Source organism: Prevotella sp. 885, from assembly GCF_002265625.1.
In the GTDB taxonomy this organism is placed as follows: Bacteria; Bacteroidota; Bacteroidia; order Bacteroidales; family Bacteroidaceae; genus Prevotella.
This window is the reverse complement of the sequence record NZ_NOVE01000009.1, coordinates 17,512-40,112: the sequence shown is the minus strand read 5'-3', so window position 1 is coordinate 40,112 and position 22,601 is coordinate 17,512. Positions and strand designations below refer to the sequence as shown.

General features: G+C 50.8%; 15 protein-coding genes and 1 pseudogene. 5 read left to right on the top strand and 11 right to left on the bottom strand.

Features of this window, described 5'->3' with window-relative positions:
• Positions 1-26: 26 nt before the first annotated feature.
• Positions 27-1,403, bottom strand: a complete 1,377-nt coding sequence (locus CHL74_RS04860; RefSeq protein ID WP_094880044.1) for an alpha-L-fucosidase — start codon at positions 1,401-1,403, stop codon at positions 27-29.
• A gap of 116 nt (positions 1,404-1,519) precedes the next feature.
• Positions 1,520-2,290, bottom strand: a pseudogene (locus CHL74_RS16545) (Rossmann-like and DUF2520 domain-containing protein); the annotation flags it as partial.
• 147 nt (positions 2,291-2,437) lie between these two features.
• Here CHL74_RS16545 and CHL74_RS04850 point away from each other — a divergent pair.
• The 4 genes from CHL74_RS04850 to CHL74_RS04835 all read left to right on the top strand — a co-directional run bounded on the left by CHL74_RS04850 (position 2,438) and on the right by CHL74_RS04835 (position 8,616).
• Positions 2,438-3,415: a GNAT family N-acetyltransferase gene (locus CHL74_RS04850; protein ID WP_094880042.1), complete on the top strand. Its 978-nt coding sequence runs from the start codon at positions 2,438-2,440 to the stop codon at positions 3,413-3,415.
• A gap of 65 nt (positions 3,416-3,480) precedes the next feature.
• Positions 3,481-4,053, top strand: a complete 573-nt coding sequence (gene xpt / locus CHL74_RS04845; RefSeq protein ID WP_094880041.1) for a xanthine phosphoribosyltransferase — start codon at positions 3,481-3,483, stop codon at positions 4,051-4,053.
• Between the two features lie 6 nt (positions 4,054-4,059).
• Entirely contained in the window at positions 4,060-5,001 is a 942-nt protein-coding gene (locus tag CHL74_RS04840) for a hypothetical protein (RefSeq protein WP_094880040.1), read from the top strand.
• Positions 5,002-8,616, top strand: coding sequence for an Eco57I restriction-modification methylase domain-containing protein (locus CHL74_RS04835; RefSeq protein WP_094880039.1), 3,615 nt, complete (start codon positions 5,002-5,004; stop codon positions 8,614-8,616). It begins immediately after the preceding gene.
• A gap of 659 nt (positions 8,617-9,275) precedes the next feature.
• Here the strand turns inward: CHL74_RS04835 and kbl are convergent.
• Positions 9,276-10,463: a glycine C-acetyltransferase gene (kbl, locus tag CHL74_RS04830; RefSeq protein WP_094880038.1), complete on the bottom strand. Its 1,188-nt coding sequence runs from the start codon at positions 10,461-10,463 to the stop codon at positions 9,276-9,278.
• A gap of 278 nt (positions 10,464-10,741) precedes the next feature.
• On the opposite strand from kbl, the gene CHL74_RS04825 reads away from it, so the two are divergent.
• Positions 10,742-11,704 carry an NAD-dependent epimerase/dehydratase family protein gene (locus CHL74_RS04825; RefSeq protein WP_094880037.1) on the top strand — a complete coding sequence of 321 codons (963 nt, stop codon included), beginning with the start codon at positions 10,742-10,744 and terminating at the stop codon, positions 11,702-11,704.
• Positions 11,705-11,791: 87 nt separating this feature from the next.
• On the opposite strand, the gene CHL74_RS04820 is transcribed toward CHL74_RS04825, so the two are convergent.
• The 8 genes from CHL74_RS04820 to CHL74_RS04785 form a co-directional block, all read right to left on the bottom strand.
• A complete protein-coding gene (locus CHL74_RS04820) occupies positions 11,792-12,673 on the bottom strand; it encodes a nucleoside phosphorylase (RefSeq protein ID WP_094880036.1) in 882 nt (293 codons plus the stop codon).
• A gap of 44 nt (positions 12,674-12,717) precedes the next feature.
• Positions 12,718-13,893 (bottom strand): hypothetical protein, encoded by a 1,176-nt coding sequence (locus CHL74_RS04815; protein WP_094880035.1) that lies wholly within the window; start codon positions 13,891-13,893, stop codon positions 12,718-12,720.
• Between the two features lie 42 nt (positions 13,894-13,935).
• Positions 13,936-15,063: a glycosyltransferase gene (locus CHL74_RS04810; RefSeq protein ID WP_094880034.1), complete on the bottom strand. Its 1,128-nt coding sequence runs from the start codon at positions 15,061-15,063 to the stop codon at positions 13,936-13,938.
• Positions 15,060-16,010, bottom strand: coding sequence for a glycosyltransferase (locus CHL74_RS04805; protein WP_094880033.1), 951 nt, complete (start codon positions 16,008-16,010; stop codon positions 15,060-15,062). The genes CHL74_RS04810 and CHL74_RS04805 overlap by 4 nt, the downstream gene beginning before the upstream one ends.
• Entirely contained in the window at positions 15,992-16,912 is a 921-nt protein-coding gene (locus CHL74_RS04800) for a glycosyltransferase family 2 protein (protein ID WP_094880032.1), read from the bottom strand. The genes CHL74_RS04805 and CHL74_RS04800 overlap by 19 nt, the downstream gene beginning before the upstream one ends.
• A 283-nt stretch (positions 16,913-17,195) precedes the next feature.
• Positions 17,196-19,808, bottom strand: a complete 2,613-nt coding sequence (locus CHL74_RS04795) for a transglutaminase-like domain-containing protein (RefSeq protein ID WP_094880031.1) — start codon at positions 19,806-19,808, stop codon at positions 17,196-17,198.
• 90 nt (positions 19,809-19,898) lie between these two features.
• Positions 19,899-20,336 (bottom strand): ribose 5-phosphate isomerase B, encoded by a 438-nt coding sequence (gene rpiB, locus CHL74_RS04790; protein WP_094880030.1) that lies wholly within the window; start codon positions 20,334-20,336, stop codon positions 19,899-19,901.
• Positions 20,337-20,343: 7 nt separating this feature from the next.
• Positions 20,344-22,362, bottom strand: a complete 2,019-nt coding sequence (locus tag CHL74_RS04785) for a transketolase family protein (RefSeq protein WP_094880029.1) — start codon at positions 22,360-22,362, stop codon at positions 20,344-20,346.
• Positions 22,363-22,601 lie beyond the last annotated feature (239 nt).

Here is a 22,601-nt window from a genome sequence, read left to right as displayed (position 1 = left end):
TAACTCCCAATTCTAAACCTTAAACCTTAAAACTTGAACGCCAGCGGTTCTGCCTTTGTTCCTGCAGGTATCTGTACAGTCACTTGGTTGCCCTTGACCGTGTATTTCACTTTCTTGCCGTTATTTAGCAAGGTCATCTTACCCTTGGGGATATTGGTAGTCCATGTCACGGTTGTCGGAGTCTTCTCGTTATCCTCCGTTGCGTAGATGGCGTAGAGAGTCTTGCCGTCCTTTCCTGCTGTGAACCATACCTTGCCGTCGTTATAGTGAGGAGTGGTTACTGTGCTGTAGATGGCTGCTCCGTTGCGCTTGAGCCAGTCGCCTATCTGAAGCAGAATCTTCTGTTCTTCTTCCTGGATGGTTCCTTCAGGTGTCGGTCCTACGCCGAGAGCCAGACAGCCGCCTTTTGCCACAATCTCTGAGAGGATGCCCACCACTTTGGAAGCCGACTTGAATTTAGCTCCGGGAATATATCCCCATGCGTGGCTGAGCGTTATGCAGCTCTCCCAAGGTATGTTGAGCTGCTTGGCGGGAATGCCCTGTTCCGGTGTCTGATAGTTCTCGTTCTTTCCGCGTATGGTGCGGTCCACGCTTATCATGCCCGGATTGCGCTTTCGTGCTTCCACAAGCAGCGAGTCAAGTCCGATCTGCTCGCCGGTTATCCATCCGCCGTCCAGCCATAGAATGTCTATGTTGCCGTAGTCTGTGGTCAGCTCGCCCAGCTGGTTCTGCGTGTATTTCACGTAGTTGCGCCACCAGTCAGGATGCTGTTCCGGCTTATAGTTGATGCCTCTGCGTGGTGTGGCGTAGTAAGGATTCCAGAACCACTCCGAATGCCAGTCTGGCTTTGAGAAGTAACAGCCTATCATAAAGTCCTTCTTGCGGTATGCGTCGAACACTTCTTTGGCTACGTTCTTGCGCGGGTTGTTGGCAAAGGGTCCGTGAGCAATGGAGAAGTCGGTGTATTTCGAGTCGAACATACAGAATCCGTCATGATGCTTTGTCGTAAAAATCATGTATTTCATGCCTGCCTTCTTCATTACGTCAGCCCAAAGATCAGGGTTGAACTTCACGGGATTGAGCGTGTCTTTCAGACTCCAATACCATTGCTTGTCCTGCTCATAGTTGTTATAGCGCTCGCGGCGAATCCAGTCTTCCGAGCATATCGACCATGACTCCACGATACCTGCCTGACTGTAGAGTCCCCAATGCATCAGCACGCCGAACTTCTGATCCTGCCAATGCTTCAGTTTCTGCATCACTTGTGGCGATTCCGGCCATACATAGTCCGCAGCTTCCGATTGTTGATGTACGAAGCTTTGGTCGCTTTTCTCTTGCGCTTTCACCATCGGCAGCGACGCCATGAGCGCCAGACCGATACCTAATAGTTTAATGTTTCTCATCTTATGTTTGTATATGTTTGCGTAATATGTATATGTATTTTAGTTTTTAGGTGATATTTTGTTTGCAAAAATACATATATTAAATCTAAAATACAAAAATACTACAAGTTAAATTCCTAACTTCTTTTCATTATTTCTTCCGTCATCATTCTGTATACGTCTTTCTCCTTCTGGTCTTTCAGCATGTCCAGATGCTTGTTTATTACGTTCATGTCCTTGCGTCTTGCCGGACCGGTCTGGGCTTCGGAAGGCTTCAGAGTGCGAAGTTTGCTTACTGTCTCTTCCACGAGCGGCAACATCACGCCGAAGTCAAGACCGTGTTTCCTTAATATATCGTCTGCCATGCCGAAACAGCAGTTGGCGAAGTTGCAGGCGAAGACAGCAGCCACATGTAGCCATTGTCTCTCTTCGCTGTTCATCTCATACACGTGGTCAGACAATATCTCCGCCAATTCCCTTACTGTTCGCTTCGTCTCTTCGTCTGAAGCCTCTACGAAGCATGGTATGCGTCCGAAATCCACGGTCTTCGCCTTTGAGAATGTCTGCATAGGATAGAGCACGCCGTAATGCTTGCAGCTTCCTTCCAGTACGTCCATCGCCATCGATCCCGCAGTATGTATCACTATGCCGTTTATTGGTTTTTCGCCAAGTTGCTTCGCCACGTCCTGCAAGGCGTCGTCCTTTACCGATATTATATATATGTCTGCGTCCGTGCGGATATCGTCAATGCTCGTCACAGGACGGCTTCCTGTCTGCTCCGCCAAAGTCTTGGCTGATTCCTTCGTCCTGCTCCATACCTGTATGGGCGTATGTCCCTTTTCCTTGAGCCGTAAAGCTATGTGTGTGGCCACGTTGCCGGCACCTATCATAATCACATTCATATTCTTTTTTTTAGTTTCGAAAGCAAAATCCGTTCTTTGATATTCGTTTCAGACGTCAAAAGTACAAAAAAGAATCGGTAAATATCGGTTCTGCTTTGCAAAATATTCTCATGACATGCCTGTCTTTTAAAAAAGATTTGCTACATTTGCCGTATGAAAGAGGAGGTCATAATCCGACTGGTGTCAAAACAATCTGATTTGCCCGACTTCCACAGCCATAATTTCTTTCATAGCAAGGAGATGTTCTGTATAATGGAGCACACACCTTCGCTTGAACCATGCATGGCTATTGCGGAGGACGGACAGGGATGTGTTGTGGCTCATATGCTCGTAGGAGTTTTCCGTCACAGGACTCTCTTCCCTCCCTTTGTCTACTGGCATGGACGTGCGTACGGCGAAGGCGAGTATGACGATAGTGTGAATCGCGACAGGGTGTTCTGTCTATTCCTTAAAGCCGTGACTGATTATTTCCGCCACAAAAGATGTCTTTACGTGGAGTTTAGCGACCTCTCCTGCAAGATGTTCGGTTATGACGGTTTTCGACGAAACCATTATTTCCCCGTAAAATGGCAGGAGGTGCATAATTCGCTGCATAGTGTGGAGCCGTCACTTCGCCTTTCAGAGAAGATGCTTCGGCGCATAAGCGAAGCCAAGGAGAAGGGAGTGGCGAGCTTTGCCATTAAGGAGGACAGCCCGGAATTGCGTCAGGCTTACCGTCTGCTCAAGCGCTTCTTCCGTTTCAAGCCACGTCGGTCCATCCCCGACATTCAGTTCTTCCGGATGATAGCAGCTTCGGACAACTGCCGGATGAATGTCACGTGTTACAAGGGACGCGTCATCGGCGTGAGCGTATGCGTCTACAGCGAGGACAATGCCTATATGTGGCATATGGCGTCCCTTCGCAAGACACACCATTCCCTCCATCCCACGACGTTCACGGTATGGTCTGCCATTGACAATGCCCATAAGGCGGGTATGCGCCACATCTATTTCCTCGATGCCGGACTGCCGTTTGAGCGGTCACGCTTCCGCGACTTCATACTTAGTTTCGGAGGCAAGCAGGTGTCGAAGTATCGCTGGTTCAGAATTGGCGTGCCTGGCATAAACCGTCTGGTTGACCGCTTGCTCTGACCATATAACTGTAAAAGAATATTTTTAACCGTATATATAATAAAAACAATAAATATCAATAAGCGATGAAAGTTCTGAAAGAGAGAATTCTGAAAGACGGCAAGTGCTACCCTGGTGGCATCCTTAAAGTGGACAAGTTCATTAACCACCAGATGGACCCTAACCTTATGAAAGACATTGCGGTGGAGTTTATCCGTCGCTTTGCCAGCTCCAAGGTCAATAAAATCATAACCATCGAGGCATCAGGCATCGCTCCTGCCATTATGATGGGCTTTCTAATGAATCTGCCCGTGGTGTTCGCAAAGAAGAAGAAACCGAGCACTATGGACAACATGCTCACCACTAAGGTCACTTCTTTCACAAAGCAGCGCGATTATGACGTCATCATCAGCAAGGACTATCTCACACCTGACGATCACGTTATCTTCGTGGACGACTTCCTTGCTAACGGCAATGCTGCCAAGGGCATCATCGACCTCTGCCGACAGGCTGGAGCCACAATCGAGGGAATGGGATTCATCATTGAGAAGGCATTCCAGGACGGCGGCCAGTATCTCCGCGACAACGGCATAAAGGTGGAGTCGCTTGCCATCATCGAGTCGCTCGACAATTGCGAGATAAAGCTCAAGGAGGCATAGCCGACGATGACCACCACCTTGGACAGTCTCGCAGCCGACATCATACGCATTGCAAGAACCGACCATAATGTCCTGTCCATGCTCTTGTGCGACCAGACGCTGACGCTCCTCAACGGCGAACGGCGTAACATATCCTGGCTGACACACGAGTATGGACAGGACAGTCTTGCGCCCATACGTGAGAGCTTCTTTCAGGAGCGCGGCATAGATGCCATCAGCCCACGTGCGCTGAAGCACGAGTCGCTAAGGACGGCACGTTCAAAGGCAAGGGCAGAGGTGTTCACCCCAACGTGGGTCTGCAATATGCAGAACAATCTCGTGGACGAGTGCTGGCTTGGCATCCCTGATGCCTTCAACACCACTCTGGCACGAGAGGACGGCGTACACGAATGGCAGCCAACCATTGCTCCCGTCAGGTTTCCAGAAGGAAAGACATGGAAAGACTACGTAAAGAGCAAGCGGCTGGAAGTGGCTTGTGGCGAGGCTCCTTACCTTGTCAGCCGCTATGACGCCACCACGGCATGCCCCATACCCATATCGCATCGTGTAGGCATTCTGGACCGCAAGTTTCGTGTCATCGACGAGAACACGCCCTCAGAGCCTACCGTTGCCAACAAGCGTCTGTGGCTGCGCAAGGCCCTGCAGGCAGTACAGTCCGTCTATGGCTATGACTGGCAAGGCGACAACGTCTTTCTCTCACGTGAGTCCATCCTTGTGAGCTTCTGCGAGTATTATGCGAGGAGATGGGGACGTCGTCCGAAGCTACCCACCATTATGAAGGTGGCGGAGATAGTGTCGTGGAATATATGGCAGATGGACGGCACACGCTTCACCATACCCGAGACCGACTGTCTCTGCGTCATAAGGGAATGGCGTCGCACGTCACCACTCGTAGCCGACAACATCCTATTCAGAGACCTCATTCTTAAAAAAAACACCAAACAATAAATGACATCCGATCATAAAATCATATTCCGTTCCGAACAGCAGGACGCCATCAGTCGTACCGTTGCCTGCCTACGTACCGGGCATCGCATGCTCTGGAACGCCAAGATGCGATTCGGCAAGACGCTGTGTGCCTTGGAAGTGGCACGCAGATGCGGATACCGGCGCACCCTTATCCTCACACATCGACCTAATGTAAGGACTGAATGGTACGTCTCCTTAGAGCGTCTCGGACTGACAGACTGGCTCTATGGCGGCAAGCGTCCTGCCATGGCCGATTCTTCCGTCCTTTCCTTCGAGGATCTGGAGGCACGTCTTGCCGACAATCCTGACCTACATTACGTCTACTTCGCCTCCATGCAGGACCTCAGAGGCTCAAAGAGAGTGAACCTCAAGAAGGGATTCGAGAAAAACAACAACATCTTCAGCGCTCCTTGGGACCTCCTCATCGTGGACGAGGCTCACGAAGGCATAATCTCTAAGCTCGGCGAGAAAGTTATAGCCGAGCTGCAGAAGCGTCATTCGCTCCGCACGCTTTATCTCTCCGGCACGCCATACAACATTCAGCAGATGTTCGATAATGCCGAGGTCTATCATTGGGACTACGCCATGGAGCAGAAAGCCAAGCAGGAATGGACATCGCAACATCCGGGACAGCCCAATCCTTACGAAGGAATGGCAAGGATGAACATCCTTACGTATAATCTCTCACGCGACTTCCGCAGCTTCCATAGCACGGATGCCGACGGCTTCGCCTTCTCCGAGTTTTTCCGTACGGAGACGGCAGAAGAAACAGACCCCACAACCGACTCGCTTGACAATCTTGTCTTCGCACATGAGAAGGATGTGCGCCGCTTCCTCCAGCTGATAGGGCAGGGCAGCCAGAACAAGCTCTTCCCATACGCCAACAAGGACATCTGCGGATCGCTTCTCCATACTCTATGGTATCTTCCCGGCGTGAAGGAGGCCTACGGCCTTGCCAAGCTGCTCAGAGAGGACACACCTTCCAATCCGTTCCGTGGGTATACTGTCGTAAATGTGGCGGGCAATCTCGGCGATGAGCGTCAGGACGCCGTGGAGAGAGCACGCTCTGACCGTGACGCTCTCCAGCGGGTAAGGGAAGCTGTGGCTGCCAACGATCGCACCATTACGCTTACTTGCGGCAGGCTGACAGCCGGTGTCTCCGTTCCAGAATGGACAGCCGTGCTTATGCTTGCCGGATCTGCCGAGACAGGAGGCATGCGCTATTTCCAGACCATCTTCCGTTGTCAGAGTCCCTATGCAGGAGATCGCGTAAAGGAAGAATGTTACGCCATCGACTTCTCGCCGCGACGCACCCTCGCCGTGGTCGACCAGTATGTCCTCAACAACGTCTCTTCTTCGTCAGAAGACGACCGCTACGCCAAGTTGGCAGAGTTTCTCCGCTTCTGCCCTATAACGGAGATTTCGGCTTCCAAGCAAAGTCATTACGACACGGAGCTGTTCATCCGTAACGTCACTTCCGTCTATTCAGAATCGCTTATCCGCAACGGCTTCCGCGACGACTGTCTCTATGGCAATCTTGACAATCTCCGCAAGCAGGACCTTCGCGTCCTCGACCAGATAGCCGAGGCCATCGTGCGCGGCATTGCCACAGAGCGCCAACGCAACCGTGAGATGGTGGAGAACGCCAAGAACGGAGGAAAGCGTAAGACACGCAAGTCGGCTGCGGAGAAGAAAGCTCCCGCTGACAATCGCGACGCCAAACTGAACGCGGCTCAGGAACTCACACGCCGCCTCACTCCGCGCCAGCGAGCCATAGCCATCCTCAATCAGATATCCAGCCGCTTCCCCATCATGATTTACGGTACGGTGGAGAGCATCGAGGGACTGACGCTCGATTCGTTCATCAACGGCATCGATGCCGACTCATGGAAGGAGTTTATGCCTACGGGCATTACCGTGCGCCTCTTCAACAAGCTGAAGCGATTCTATCGTGAGGACATCTTCGTGGCTACAGCCAAGGTCATAGTGGAGCGCCTCCGCAAGGCTGACAACATGACCGTCGGCGACCGTATGAATGAGGTGGCTGCCATCCTCGGCGACTTCTGCTATCCTGACCGTGAGACCATCCTTACCCCATGGCGAACCATAAACAGCCAGATGGCAGACACGCTTGGCGGCTATTGCTTCTTCGATGACCGTACGGGCAAGCCCATCGCGCAGCCACGCTTCGTATATAACGGCGACGTCACGGAGCGCGTATTCATGAAGCCTGGCACACGCATCCTCGACATCTGCTCCAAGACCGGACTCTATGCGCTCTATGCAGCATATTCCGTCTACAAGTCGAGAAGCAGCCAGTCGCAGGGACTCTTCGATATGCTTACCGACGAAGAATCATTAAAGCTCTGGAAGGACATTCTCGAGAATAACATCTTCGCCGTCTGCCGCACGCACATAGCCGAAAAGATAACCAGACGCACCCTGCTTGGCTACAGAAAGGACATCTGCGTGAACGTACGACGCGTGGACAATCTTGTGCCGCTCGTCATGGTGTATAAGAACCGACTGGCGCGTATGCTCTCTGACGGTCCCGCTTTCTGGAACAAAAACGACAAAGAAATGAAATTTGACGCAATCATAGGCAATCCTCCTTACCAGCTTAACATCGGAGAACAGAAGGACAATTACGGCATCCCGCTCTACAACCAGTTCCTGGAAGTGGCACGCGACATGGGCCCAAGCTACATCTCCATGATCATGCCCTCAAGATGGTTTACGGGAGGTAGAGGACTGGACGCTTTCCGTCGTGACATGCTTGCAGACTGCCGCTTCCGCGCCATCGTCGACTATGTTGACTCGAAGGACCTCTTCCCCACGGTGGACATCTCGGGAGGTGTCAACTACTTCCTTTGGGACGCTCGCCACAACAGCCCTTGCCGCTTCACCAACACCTTCCATGGCAAGACCAGCACGTGCGACCGGTCGCTCAATCAGTATGCCATATTCGTCAGAAACAACGACGCCCTCTCCATCGTCAATAAGGTAACGGCTGTTTGCGGAGAAGATAATCTCAGCACGCAGGTTACCGGACAGACTCCCTTCGGATTTGTCACCACTTACCGTGGAACTGCCGACCCTGAGACCGATCGTGACGTCGTGGCTCTCAAGTCCACCGGTCCCGTCACCTATGTACGCCGAGACGAGATTCGCAAGAATCAGGACATGACCGACCTCTATAAGGTGGTCTTCTCCAAAGCCACCTGCGAACATGCCGGCACGCCCGACCGCAACGGAATGTTCCGCGTTCTCTCTGCCATGACCATACTTCCTCCTGCCACCATCTGCACGCAGACCTATCTGGTGGGCGGAGCATACAAGACCGAGGTTGAGGCCAAGAACCTCTATGCCTTCCTGAGCACCAAGTTCGCGCGTTTCCTGATGCTCCAGACCATAACGTCGCAGGATCTCTCCCCAGAGAAGTTCATCTTCGTACCAAAGGAGAACTTCACGTCCTCCGGCGACATCTCCTGGACTCCGGACGACATCCCATCCATCGACCGACAGCTCTATGCCAAGTATGGCATAACGGAGGAAGAAGTGGCGCTCATAGAGCGTACCGTGAAGGAAATGTAAACAGTAAATCTTCTCTTATATCACAGGTGGCATTCGTGCCGCCTGTGATTTTTTTATAACAACACAAAGTTACTTACTATGCTTCGCACATCCAAATAATGAGGGTTTGCGGAGGGCAGAAACAGAGCGATTAAGAATTATTAACTCTTATAGCGGCTTCACATGCCGTAAAGTGGCGGTTTTCGGTGCTTCAAGTGGCTGGTTGTTGTTGTATAGTGGATGTTTCTTGCCTCCATATCTTTGCATCAGAAATCTCGGAATACTGGGAGAGTTAATTGATAATTGATAATTGACAATAAGGCCTTTTATGTAGGAGAAATATAGGAGAACGAAAAATGAAGGAATGAAAACAATAGAAAGTGATTAGAAAAATTTTATATATACAATATAATATATTGTATATATAAAGAAATGGTGCCAGAATTGGTGGTATACTCAGAATGCCTCTTATTATCAATTATCAATTTGTCAATTATCAATTACGCCCTTATGAAGAGATTAAAAAAACATGAAGACAGACCTGACGTGGGTACGTGGCTACGGCAAAGGATTTTACAAAAAAAAAACAACATTCTTATTTCTCCCTAAAAGCAAGATTTAAGAATGTTGTTTTTTTGTCCCTATGTGTGATAGGGGAGTTTATGTGATAGGGGAGTGGCTTACTTCAGAACGCCAAGCTCCTTACCGATCTTGATGAATGCTGCGATGGCCTTGTCGAGCTGCTCGCGTGTGTGACCTGCTGAGAGCTGTACGCGGATACGAGCCTCGCCCTTCGGTACAACAGGATAGTAGAAGCCTGTAACGTAGATGCCCTCCTCGAGGAGTCGGTTGGCGTAACGCTGTGAGAGAGGAGCGTCATAAAGCATAACGGCGCAGATGGCGCTCTGTGTGGGCTTGATGTCGAAGCCGGCAGCCATCATCTTGTCGCGGAAGTAGTTTACGTTTTCCACGAGACGGTCATGTATTGAGTTGTCCTCCTTGAGCATCTTGAATACTTCGAGGCTTGCGCCGATGATGGAAGGAGCGAGTGAGTTAGAGAAGAGGTAAGGACGGCTGCTCTGACGGAGCATGTCGATGATTTCCTTACGTCCTGTTGTGAATCCTCCGAGTGCGCCGCCGAATGCCTTGCCGAGTGTGCCGGTATAGATGTCCACGCGGCCGTATGTATTGCAGAGCTCGCTAACGCCGTGGCCTGTTGCGCCTACAACGCCTGCAGAGTGCGACTCATCCACCATTACGAGAGCGTCATACTTCTCAGCGAGGTCGCAGATCTTGTCGATAGGAGCCACATTGCCGTCCATTGAGAATACGCCGTCTGTGCAGATGATGCGGAAGCGCTGCTCCTGAGCCTCCTGAAGGCATTTCTCCAGCTCTTCCATGTTGGCGTTGGCGTAACGATAACGCTTAGCCTTGCAGAGGCGTACGCCGTCGATGATGGAAGCGTGGTTGAGGGCGTCAGAGATGATGGCGTCCTGGTCGGTAAGGAACGAGCCGAAGAGACCTCCGTTGGCGTCGAAGCAGGCAGCATACAGGATGGTGTCTTCTGTCTGGAAGTATTCTGTGATGGCAGCCTCCAGCTCCTTGTGGATGTCCTGAGTGCCGCAGATGAAGCGTACTGACGACATACCGAAGCCGCGTCTGTCCATCATCTTCTTTGCACCCTCGATGAGGCGTGGGTTGTTAGAGAGGCCGAGGTAGTTGTTGGCGCAGAAGTTGAGCACTTCCTTACCATTTACCTGGATGGCAGCCTGCTGCGGGCTTTCGATGATGCGTTCTTCCTTGTACAAACCTGCCGCCTTAAGGTTCTCCAATGCGGTAGCGAGATGTTCTTTTACTTTTCCGTACATGTTATTAAGATTTATAAGTTATGTTGAATTTATTTTGCAAATTAACACATAATTTTTCATACGCAATCACTTTTCAGCGTTAAATATGTTAAATGCCATGTAGATTACGTATCAGCAGCTTTCTTTTTGATGTCAGGACGATAAAATCGAAAAAAAATGAAGATGGAAATTTGGTAAGTATAGAAAAAAGTAGTTATTTTGCACTCGCAAACGTAAATCTTAGAAAACGTAAAACTTATAGTTAACGAAAATCCTTTATAACAATTTAAACTATTAGTATGAAAAATATCTTGGTCATTGGTTCAACCGGTCAGATCGGTTCGGAACTGACAAAGAAGCTGCGCGAAATCTATGGTGGCAACCATGTAGTGGCAGGTTACATTAAGGGTGCTGAGCCCAAGGGCGAGCTGGCAGAAAGCGGTCCTAAGGCAGAGTGCGACGTAACGAATCCTCAGATGATAGCTGATGTTGTGAAGCAGTACAACATCGACACCATATATAACCTTGCAGCCCTGCTCTCAGTAGTAGCTGAGTCGAAGCCGCGTCTGGCATGGCGTATCGGCATTGACGGTCTTTGGAACATCCTGGAAGTGGCTCGTGAGCACGGATGTGCTGTCTTCACTCCCAGCTCCATCGGTTCGTTCGGTCTTGACACTCCGAAGTGGAAGACTCCGCAGGACACCATCCAGCGTCCGCGTACAATATACGGCATCTCTAAGGTGACAACAGAGCTCATCAGCGACTATTACTTCAACAAGTACGGTGTGGACACTCGTTCGGTAAGATTCCCGGGCGTTATCTCTTACGTTACACCTCCGGGTGGCGGCACAACCGACTATGCTGTTGACATCTACTATTCAGCTGTTCGTGGCGAGAAGTTTGTCTGCCCGATCAAGGAAGGCACTCTCATGGATATGATCTACATGCCGGACACTCTGAATGCTGCCATCCAGCTGATGGAGGCTGATCCTACACGCCTTATCCACCGCAACTCATTCAACATCGCTTCTCTCAGCTTCGGTCCTGAGACCGTATTCGAGGCCATCAAGCGCTACAAGCCCGACTTCGAGATGGTTTATGACGTGGATCCTCTGAAGCAGGGTATCGCAGAGAGCTGGCCTGACTGCATGGACGACCATTGCGCTCGCGAGGAGTGGGATTGGAATCCGAAGTACGACCTCGACTCAATGACACGCGATATGCTTGAGAAGCTCTCTATTAAGTTGGGAGTAAACAAATAAAACAATAGGTTCCTGAAAATATAAAAGGCTTTAAGTCATGTGTTACAAAGATTGATCTGTAACTTCAAGACTTAAAGCCTTTTTTTATTAGATTCTGTCCAACACGAGAGTGATGAGTTCGTCTATGATGTTCTTATATCCCGTATTGGCCTTGCCTGCTCTGCGGTTGGCTATGACCATGCACGTTGTGGTGGCACGATGTCCCATCAGCTTTGCCAGACCAGCAAGAGCCGAACTCTCCATTTCGAAGTTGGTAATGTGCATACCCTCATACTCGAAACTCTCTATCTTCTCGTTCTGATGCGGATCTACGAGAGGCACGCGCAGCTGCCTGCCTTGCGGTCCGAAGAAGCCACCACAGGCTACGGTTATGCCTCTTACCATATCGTTCTGGGCGATGCGCTCCACCAGATTCTCGTCAGCCTTGATGACGTAGGGATAAGGCTGGCACATATTGCCGGTCCATCCGAGGTGACCGATAAGGGCGCGTTCCATCTTAAGGTCGCAGACGGCGTTTCTGCCCTCATAGAAGTTGAGCAGACCGTCGAAGCCTACAGAGTATTCCGAGCAGATGAAGGTGCCTTCGGGAGTGTTGAGCTGCAGTCCGCCACACGTTCCGATACGTACAATCTCGAGGCTGCGCAGCTGCTGCTTCTCCGTGCGGGTCTGGAAGTCGATGTTGGCGAGAGCGTCCACCTCGTTCATGACGATGTCAATGTTGTCGCAACCGATGCCCGTTGAGATAACCGTGATGCGCTTGCCCTTGTATGTTCCTGTGACAGTACGGAATTCGCGGCTCTCCACCTCCATTTCTTTCTCCTCGAAGTGAGAAGCCACCAGAGCCACACGACCTGGGTCGCCCACGAGAATCACCTTGTCAGCCAGCTGTTCCGGACGTACATGAAGGTGGAACACGCTGCCGTCCTTATTTATTATCAGTTCAGATTCTGCGAAATACTTTTTCTCCATAATATCATTAGTTTTTAGGTTATGTCTGTCTTTTGCCGGAATTCCTATCGTCTGATGAGCTGCATCTCGGCACGTCTCAGATTGTCAGATAGCGTCTTGAGGTCGCGTAGGGTCTGTTCGGTCTTTTCCTCGAGCGACATTATCTGCCTTGCCAGCTTGTTACGCTCAGAAGCCGAGGCGTAATGGTATTTGTCACGCAATGCCTCGAGCGAGTTTTCCTTGCTCTTTATGTCATTTCTGAGGCGTATGACGTCGTAGTAAGTCCTGCGGGTCTCGTCGGAGCGGAAGTCCTGTGCACTATGGTAAGTGAGGTTGTCGTTCACGATGAAGTCGGCATTCTCCGTGGCACCCTTGCTGCTCTTAGCCTTTTCCTTCATGGCAGCCAGACGGTTGACCTCCTGGTCTCTTATCTCGGGCGTAGTCCATGTGTCGCGTATTCTTATCAGCGATGCGAGGCTTTTCAGACGTGCGTCCGTCATCTCGTCCTTCTGATAGTTCTGGCGTTGCTGCGACGGCACGAAGGCGTAAACGCAGATCTTGCCTTCAGACTGTCGGCGTGACGTGCCGAACCATGCCATCTTGTCCGCATCCGCTTCTACGTATATCACGTCGTCGTCCATTGAATTGAATGGCAAGCCGATATTCTCCGCTTGCAGGAACTTGCCTTCCTCCGCGTCATACTTCGTCATGTATATGTCACGCTTGCCCAGACCTTCCTCCTCTGATTTGGCTGAGAAGTAGAGCGTAAGGCCGTCTGACGACATGAACGGGAAGCTGATGTCCGTGAAGCGCTCGTTTATCTCTTTAACGGGAATGGGTTCGCCCCACTCATTGCCCACCTTCTCCTGCATGTAAAGGCGTGAGATGCTGTCCGTGCCCATCTCCGTGTAGTAGCATTTGTTGCCGAATCCGTTGACAAAGGCATATCCCTCCTTCGCCGGATTGTTGAAGAAGTCGGCTGTCTTCTCCATTCTTCCGTATGTCGCTGGCAGGGGGATGGCTTCCAGAATGTTGTCCTTGCTCACCACCATGCTGTCTATGACGAATATCTTCTGCGTATTGGGCAGCATCTCGTCAAAGAGAGCCTTCGCATGAGCCGACATGGCAGGCTTCACGGCTGTGGTCTTTGCCTTGGGCTTGGCAGCCTTCTTGTTCTGCGCTCCTGCAGAGGCAGTCCCCATAAGGGCAAGCAGCAGAAACATATCATACTTGATGTTCATATTTATGGTTTTCTGTATTTCTCGTTTTTATTGTTTGTTTTCCTATTCGTTAAGGATGCGCATATAAATCTCCTCATACCTCCGTGCCACCTTCACGTAGTCGTGATGCTTGGCAATGTATTCCAGGCTCTCCTTCTTCAGCTGAGCTATGCGTTCGGGATGCATTATGAGGCGTTCTGTCTCGCTGTAGACGCTCTCGTATGTGGGTCTCACGTTTATTATGGGTCGCAGGGTCTGTTCGCCGAGGATGTCGTAGTTAGCTTCTTCTCCGCCTCCTATGCAGATGATGCCCTTGCTCATCGCTTCCAGGGCGTTCATGGCAGGCGTATAGCTGTAGAGCTGGTCCATGATGGCGTCCGAACCGTCCATCATCTTGCAGTATTCGCTGAACGGCACCGACTCAGCCACTACGAGCTTCATTCTCTCCGGATGCTTCCTCTGCACGTCCTCCGCAGCCTTCAGCATGATGTCCGTACCCTTATATTCTGAGCGTGTGCGGTTGATGCCTATGAAGATGCGTGTGGGGCGTTGTTGCTCTTCGTGATTGTCTGCTTCGTGCTGCGCTTGCTCCATGACGTTCGGCTTGCAGACGATGGGGAAAGGAATGAATGACGTCTTCTTTGGGAAGTGTCGTTCATAGCACACCTGATATTCGTATAGCCCCGTAATGATGTGGTCGCAGTCAGCGGCTATGTATTTGTTGAGTCTTTCCTTCGCTGTCCCCAGCCAGTCAGCCTTCTCCTTGAGAGCGTCGGCATTGGTGCGTAGCTCGGACCCGATATTGAAGTCGCTGTAGAGCAAAGGCTTGTCTTCGCAGCAGGTGTTCACCCAGTAATAGTCCATGCCGAATCCTCCGAGCACCATCTTCCGGTTATGTCGTCTTAGGAAGTCGTAGATGGGGAAAATGCGTTCCGCCTTCAGCTCCACGAACATAGGATTTATGATCTGTACGATGTCATATCCGCGCAGCTTCGGCAGGGTAAGCGCCAGGCGTCCCAAGAATCTGAGTCCTCCCGTCCTTCCGTGTCGTCTGACGAGCGAGATGTCGCGTCGGTAGTCTTTCCAGAAGTCGCCGTTGGACACCACCGTCACCTTATGTCCGAGACGTCTCAGTCCCTCAGCTAGAGTCCAATGCACGTTGCTGTATTCGCCGATAAGTAATATCTTCATCGTTTTATTATTAAGAGGAATAACAGTCGGCGCGTTACCGAATGCGACATCATCTTCCTGAAATACACGTATTTCTTCGTATAGTTGCGGTCGGGCAGGGGATAGAGTCCCTTCTGCGTCAGCCTCTCCATAGTCTCTTCCAGTGTCTTGCGGTCGCGTGTCCTGCGTATGACGTTATATAGATAGTCCATTGTGAGCTGCGCTATGCGGCGGTTGAGGGCAGGGCGGTCATGCTCCGGCACTACGAGCGACTGAAGGTGTTCCAGGATGCGCTCCGTGTCAGCCAGCAGGTGTCGCGTATGCTCGGGGTTGTCGTTGTTGACAATTGATCCGCTTCGCATACGGTAATAGTATGCTTTGGCGTCTGTGGTGTAGAGGCGTTCGGAGCGTAGCATCAGTTGCGGCGTAAACTCCTCGTCCTCATGATAAAGTCCGGGCGTAAACCTCAGTCTGCCCAATATCTGTCTCTCGAAGAGGTAGCCCCATGCCGCAGCCCTCATGTTGTTCTGCCTCATATAGCTGCTTCCCGTCTTCGGACCGTCGTAGGCGAAAGGCGTCTTAGGCTGCTTCTCCTCCTTCGAGGTGCTCTCGAAGAGCACAAGGTCCGGGTTGTGATATCTGGCAATGTCGAGACAATGCTCGTACGGCGCCCTGATAAGGTGGTCGTCTGCGTCTACAAACTGGACAAATCGTCCTGTAGCCAATTTTATACCGATGTTCCTCGCTTCGGAGAGTCCCTTGTTAGGTTGTCTGAGATACACAATCTCGTCAGCTACGTCTGTAAGGCTGCAGATGGCAGGTACGTCCGAGCCGTCGTCTATTAGTATTATCTCGCGTTCCTCCCTACTCAACGACAGCGCCATGATGCTCTCCAGGCATTCCCTGAGCATGTCAGCGTCCACGTTGAAAGCGGGTATGATGAAACTTACTAACGGTTGTTTTTGCATGTCTTATAGATTGTTTTCATTATTCTACATGTTCTTTCCACTCCCAATATCGCCACCATGGCAAGCTTTGGAGTTCCGAAATATCTCTTTCGTCTTACCAGGAGCATCTTGCGTCCCACAAGACGATAAACGTCAATCTGGATATTCAGCACGTGTGCGTAATATCTGGCGAAGAGCTTTTCCCGAATGCCCTGCGGACATTCCCATCCTATGATATCCATCATCGCCGAATGAGCTTCCAGCAGGTGCGCCAGTTCCTTGCCAGCCTTTGCCGTGATGCCATCGGGATTGTCCACATATACGTAACGTCCGACGCTTGTCATGCCTATCTTACGGCATGCCTTTAGGAAGCGTGGCAGCGTCAGCATGTCTTCAAATTTCTTTCTCTCCACAAATCTCACGTTGCCAAGCGTCGTGCGGCGGTAAATCTTGTTCCATGCATAGGAGTGAGTATAAGCCTCCTCCTTGAAGAAGTAGACGATAGGGTCCGTGTAGGTGCGCGGCGTGAAAGTTCTGAGCTCTGACTGCCCGCCAGCGCGGATCTTTTCGAACGGAAACTCCGCCATGTCCACGTCTTCGTTACGGTCCATATATGCGGCAAGTGCTCCGAGCGTTCCTTCTCCCACGTAGTCGTCCGAGTCGGCAAACATAATCAGCTCTCCATGTGCTACATCCATGCCCGTGTTGCGTGCTGCTCCCAGTCCTCGGTTGGGCTGGTGAACGGTTCGGATGCGCGGGTCCTTGGCAGCATATTCGTCACATATCTGTGGCGAAGCGTCGTCACTTCCGTCGTCCACAAGAATCATCTCCCAGTCAGTAAAGTCCTGCCTGAGGATGCTGTCCACACATCTGCGGAGAGTGTGCTCCACGCGGTAAACGGGTATGATGACGCTGATTTTCATGTTTCGGATTGTTATGTACTATCTGCAAAGATACGTTTTTAAAATCAATCTAATCCCCTGTTTTCTGCTTTTTTTAAGCTCCGTGTGGTATTATTTCCCTCCTGCACTTTATTATGCATGAAAATATAGGAGAATGTAGGAGGAAAGTGGGTGAGAATTATAAGAAGGGATAGGAAATCTTAAAACATGCCCTATGGTTAATTTTTAATTCCTGGAAATAATTAATAATTAACAAATTAATAATTAACCATAAGGCATGTTTTTATATGAAAATGTCTGTATCTTACAGCTTGTTGAAGACGTTGGACATCTGTTCACCGAGACCGATGGTGTAGCCCTGTGAAACGAAGACTACGCGGTTGAAGGTGTCGGCGATGATGAACATCGGCATCTGTGTCTTGCTCTGAAGCTTCATGGCTGTGGCGATGCGGTTTCGGACTGTAGCGTCCTTGTCGATACCGTAAATGACGGTAGAGGGGAGGTTGGCGAATTCGTCCTTATTGAACTTATGTGCGTCTGCCTCGCTCTCGAAGAGCAATACCACCGGACGTCCCCAGTCCTCGAATGCCTTCTTCATCTTCTCGATGTCGTGGAGAGCGTGGTTGGTGGGCTCCTGACCTACACCAAGGACTGCCACAACGTAATAGCCGCGACCTGTCTGTGAGAGGATGCTTACGTCCTTTCCGTCCTTTGTGATGATGGTCTCGCTGTCGAACGATCCCAATACGCTTATCTCACTTGACGACTGTCTGATGTCGAGGTCGATAGTGGTGGTCTCGCCTTCCTTGATGTTGAAGACGGTGGTCTCAGCCAGCACGCTGCCGTTGGCAAGACGTGTGCCCGTGGTAAGCATGTACGTGCCGCAGTCGAAGTTATGACCGTCCTTGAAGGCATTGCTCCATGTGGTGCCGTTGCCCATATCTGCCTGACCTTCCTCAAAGTTCATGAGCTGCAGACTGCCGTTTACGATACGGCTGATGGTGAAGTGATTGTAATACTTCGGGTCGTCAAGAGTGGCAGTCGGAGTATACTTGAGCACCAGCTTGCCGGTAGCGGCGTTCTTCTGTCCGGCGCTCTCAAAGTTGACATCTGTCCACTTGCCGTCCTTCTTATACTGCACCTTGCCTGTCACGGCGTCCTTCTGAGCTTCGATGCCAAGGCTTCTTGCCACGTCCACGAAGAAGATGTCGCGAGAGCGATTGTCAGTCATCTTAGCCTTCATTGTTCCGACAGGAGTCTGTGCTATCTGGAGCGCCTTTTTGTCAGGGTTGAGACGGATGTTCTTATTTATCCACAATACCAGTTTGTAAGGATCGTCGCGGAACTGCTTCTGCAGCTTGGCGTCAATGTTCTTCTCGAAGTAGTTCTTGAAGGGGATGGTGATCATCTCGTCCTCCACGCGCGGCGAAACCTGATCGGTCTTAGCCGTGAAGTTGTCTTCCAGAATTTCTTTCGTAATGTCTCTGAGGTCTTTGTCTGAGAGTGTGGCGAGGATTGCCATCACACGGTCTTCGTTGTCCTTGTGGCTGTTGATGAAGTCGATGATGGTGGCCTTGTTTCCGCGTGCCTTAACAAGGTATTCGGCTCCTCTCTGGCTTATCTGCTTGGCCTGTTCGAGTGTGAGGAACGTGCTGGTGTAAGCCTTTCTTAGCGAGTCCTCATAAGCGAAGCGGCGGAGATTCTCCTTGCGCATCTCGTCAGTCACCTCTGGCATCTTGGCGTTCTCTGCTGGAGGAACGATGTCGATGGTCTGCTTACGAGCCACCGTCTCCTTGCTGTCGCTGACGGCGTCATGGTCGAGGACGACGGTAAGCGTCTTGTCCTTGCCGAAAGAAGCCTTCTGATAGCCATACTTGCCGTCCTTCGATGCCCATACGAGCATGTCGCCTATGCCGGCTGAGAGCGAAGACTGACCATTCTTGTCAGTATACTTTGTTACGGCTGTGAAGAATTCGGCATAGTTATAAATCTTGTATTCCACACGAGCGTTGTCGACGGCGCGTCCTTCCTTGTCCTTAACCACAATATTCACCTGTGCTACAGGAGCGTAGTTTGATGTAAGGTTTATCTCGGTGAAGTTGGTGGTGCGGAGCATCACTTCCTCCGGACCGTTATAGTCGCCGAAGGCTCTTGTGTGCATAAGCATGGCACGTGAAGCCGGGGCATTAAACCATCCGAGATTGAGAACCGGCTCAGGCTCGCAGGCTCCGAGGAAATACCACTTGCCGTCAGCCCATGCCTCCACCCAAGCGTGATTGTCATCAGTATGTGCCCAACGCGGGGTGTAGACCTGACGTGCGGGGATGCCGATGGAGCGGAGCGCAGCCACGGTGAATGTGCTCTGCTCTCCACATCTGCCGGTGGCAGTACGTACTGTGGCGAGCGGTGAGGATGTGCGTGCGTCAGATGGCTGATATGTCACCTTCTCGTGGCACCAATGGTTGACCTCAAGGATGGCGTCGTACATGCTCATACCCTTGACACGGTTCTTGAGTTCGTGGAAGAACACCTCGCGCGAATTGTCGAGCGCTTCGTTGTTAACACGGATGGGAAGTACGAAATGGCGGAAGAGAAGGTCAGGAACCTTGTTTCCCCATGCCATCTCGTTGCGTGCCTCGAAGGACAGCTTTACGTTGTTGGCATAAAAGGAGGTGGGGTAGTCGGTTACGTCAGCAAGTGGCATATAGGCGTAAAGGAACTTCATAGCCTCCAGCTCGTCGCCGGTAAGCTTCTCGCCCTTAGTGACGAAAAACTGCTTGCCCACGGTCTTGACACGTTCTCCGAACGCTGTCTCGACCTTAGCACGATACTGGTCTTCCTGAATGAAATGTGTGGCTGTCCTTGCGCCTGCTGACAAAGTGAGCGCCAAGGACAACATAACGAAAGTTTTTCTCATGATGAGTTTTAGTAAGATTGAAAAAAGGAGGGGCAGAATATTTTTGTCTATTATGCCCCTCCCTCATTAGTAAGATTCTGTTTCGGATGATTAGAGGTCAATCATCTCTACTCTCTTGGCGTGACGGCCACCCTCGAACGGAGTTCTGAAGAACTCGTCCATGATCTTCTCGGCTGTCTTGTTGTCGATGAAGCGTCCCGGCATAACCAGAACATTAGCGTCGTTGTGCTGACGAACCAACTGAGAGATCTCCGGTGTCCATACCAGAGCAGCGCGTACACCCTTGTGCTTGTTGAGTGTCATGGACATGCCCTCGCCGCTACCGCAGATGGCGATGCCGGGATAGACCTCACCATTGGTGATGGCCTCTCCGAGTGCGTGAGCGAACTCGGGATAGTTACAGCTGACGTCGCTGTATGTACCATAGTCCTTATAGGGCATATTGTGACTCTCAAGATACTCGATCACGAATTTCTTTAATGCGTAACCTGCATGGTCGCATGCAATTCCAATTGTTTTTATTTCCATAGTAATATTATTTAGATATGTAGTCTTTTACCTGATTGTAAACATTTTCTGCTGTGAAGCCCAGCTTCTCGTCCAGCACCTTGTAAGGAGCTGAGAATCCGAACGACTCGAGACCGTAAACCATACCCTCAGCACCTACGAGGCCCTGGAGTGTTACGGGGAGTCCGGCTGTAAGACCGAAGATCTTCTTGCCCTTCGGCAATACAGACTCCTGGTATTCCTTGCTCTGGCAGCGGAAGAGACCTTCTGAAGGAGCGCTTACGATGCGCACCTTTACGCCGTCCTTGCGGAGGAGCTCTGCACCAGCCACCAATGTGGAAACCTCTGAGCCAGAAGCTAAGAGAATGACGTCATAGTCAGCATCAGAGCAGTTGAGCACGTATGCTCCCTTGCGTACCATCTCGTAGTCGTTGTCCTCTGGGAGACTCTTGATGTTCTGACGTGAGAGTACGAGGGCTGTCGGAGTGTCCATGTTCTCCATAGCCATCTGCCAGCATACTGTTGCCTCGTCAGAGTCGGCAGGGCGGAATACGCGTACCGAATCCTGACCCTTATGGTTCTTGAGCTTCTCCATGAGACGAATCTGAGCTTCCTGCTCCACAGGCTCGTGTGTGGGGCCGTCCTCGCCAACGCGGAATGCGTCATGTGTCCAGATAAACTTGATTGGCACTCTCATAAGGGCTGCCATACGGATGGCTGGCTTCATATAGTCTGAGAATACGAAGAATGTGCCGCATGCGGGGATTACGCCGCCATGCAGATACATACCGATGCATACACAAGCCATGGTGAGCTCGCTTACGCCAGCCTGGAAGAATGCTCCGCTGAAGTCGTCAGCAGCGAGGTTGTGTGTCTTCTTGAGGAAGCCGTCTGTCTTGTCCGAATTGCAGAGGTCGGCAGAAGAACATACCATATTGTCCACCTGCTCAGCGAGAAGAGAAAGACATGCTGAGGAAGCGGCACGTGTGGCAGCATCCTTCTTCTGTACGAGTGAGCTCCAGTCAATCTTAGGAGCGTTGCCAGAGAACCATTGTGCCATCTTCTCTGCCTTCTCAGGATTGTTCTTGCGCCACTCGTTCTCTTCCTCGTGTCTCTTCTTTACGATGGTGCGAAGCTCTTCGTTGCGCTTAGCGTAAAGCTCCTTCACCTCGTCGAAGATGCGGAAAGGATCTTCGGCGTTGCCTCCGAGGTTCTTTATAGTGTTCTCATAAGCGCCTTCTCCTAAAGGTGCACCATGAGTCTTGACGCTATGCTCGTAGCTTGATCCGTCAGCCTTGCGTGCTCCCTTAGCCATAACGGTATGGCCGATGATAAGTGTGGGGCGCTCTGTCTCCTTATTGGCATCGATGAGTGCCTGACGAATCTGGTCTGGATCGTTGCCGTCAATGTCGAGGACGTTCCATCCCCATGACTCGTATTTCTTACGTGTGTCCTCCTTCATTACGACGTCGCACTCTGTAGAGAGCTGAATCTCGTTGGCGTCGTAGAACATAATGAGGTTGTTGAGCTTGAGTACGCCGGCTACGCGGGCTGCTCCCTGAGAGATTTCCTCCTGCACGCCACCGTCAGATATATAAGCATATAGCTTGTGCTGCATCATGGTATCTCCCAAACGTGCCTGTAAGAATTTCTCTGCAATGGCAGCTCCTACAGCATAGGTGTGACCTTGTCCGAGCGGTCCTGACGTATTCTCAATGCCATGCTCTACGTCACGCTCCGGATGTCCGGGGCAGATAGAGTCCCATTGACGGAAAGTCTTCAGGTCGTCAAGGCTGAACTTGCCTTGCAGGGCAAGCGCAGAATAAAGCATGGGCGACATGTGTCCAGGGTCAAGGAAGAATCTGTCTCGTCCTTCCCAAGATGGCTGGTCAGGATCATAGACCAAGAACTCAGAGAAAAGAACATTAATAAAGTCGGCACCACCCATTGCTCCACCCGGGTGTCCCGATTTTGCCTTCTCTACCATTGAGACAGCCAACATGCGTATGTTGTTTGCTGCTTGATTCATTAAATTCTTATTGTTCATTTCGTATATTAAAGTTAATAATTTTCTTGTTGATTTATAAAATTGCGTTTAGGTTGGGGTTTGAAATATTACATTCATTCTTTACACTATGCAAAGATAGTTATTTACTTGAAACAATCAATCAATTTTTCGAATATTTTTCAAAATAATGAATAATAAGCTTTGAGAGGCTGAAAACGAAAAAAAGCATAGACAATCTCACGACTCTCTATGCTTCCTTAACCTTAATAATCTAATAC

Coding starts and splice junctions, on each gene's coding strand:
- CHL74_RS04850 (WP_094880042.1), top strand. CDS start 2,438: ATGAAAGAGGAGGTCATAATCCGACTGGTGTCAAAACAATCTGATTTG.
- CHL74_RS04805 (WP_094880033.1), bottom strand. CDS start 16,010: ATGCAAAAACAACCGTTAGTAAGTTTCATCATACCCGCTTTCAACGTG.
- CHL74_RS04795 (WP_094880031.1), bottom strand. CDS start 19,808: ATGAGAAAAACTTTCGTTATGTTGTCCTTGGCGCTCACTTTGTCAGCA.
- CHL74_RS04835 (WP_094880039.1), top strand. CDS start 5,002: ATGACATCCGATCATAAAATCATATTCCGTTCCGAACAGCAGGACGCC.
- CHL74_RS04815 (WP_094880035.1), bottom strand. CDS start 13,893: ATGAACATCAAGTATGATATGTTTCTGCTGCTTGCCCTTATGGGGACT.
- CHL74_RS04800 (WP_094880032.1), bottom strand. CDS start 16,912: ATGAAAATCAGCGTCATCATACCCGTTTACCGCGTGGAGCACACTCTC.
- CHL74_RS04810 (WP_094880034.1), bottom strand. CDS start 15,063: ATGAAGATATTACTTATCGGCGAATACAGCAACGTGCATTGGACTCTA.
- kbl (WP_094880038.1), bottom strand. CDS start 10,463: ATGTACGGAAAAGTAAAAGAACATCTCGCTACCGCATTGGAGAACCTT.
- CHL74_RS04825 (WP_094880037.1), top strand. CDS start 10,742: ATGAAAAATATCTTGGTCATTGGTTCAACCGGTCAGATCGGTTCGGAA.
- CHL74_RS04860 (WP_094880044.1), bottom strand. CDS start 1,403: ATGAGAAACATTAAACTATTAGGTATCGGTCTGGCGCTCATGGCGTCG.
- rpiB (WP_094880030.1), bottom strand. CDS start 20,336: ATGGAAATAAAAACAATTGGAATTGCATGCGACCATGCAGGTTACGCA.
- CHL74_RS04785 (WP_094880029.1), bottom strand. CDS start 22,362: ATGAACAATAAGAATTTAATGAATCAAGCAGCAAACAACATACGCATG.
- xpt (WP_094880041.1), top strand. CDS start 3,481: ATGAAAGTTCTGAAAGAGAGAATTCTGAAAGACGGCAAGTGCTACCCT.
- CHL74_RS04820 (WP_094880036.1), bottom strand. CDS start 12,673: ATGGAGAAAAAGTATTTCGCAGAATCTGAACTGATAATAAATAAGGAC.
- CHL74_RS04840 (WP_094880040.1), top strand. CDS start 4,060: ATGACCACCACCTTGGACAGTCTCGCAGCCGACATCATACGCATTGCA.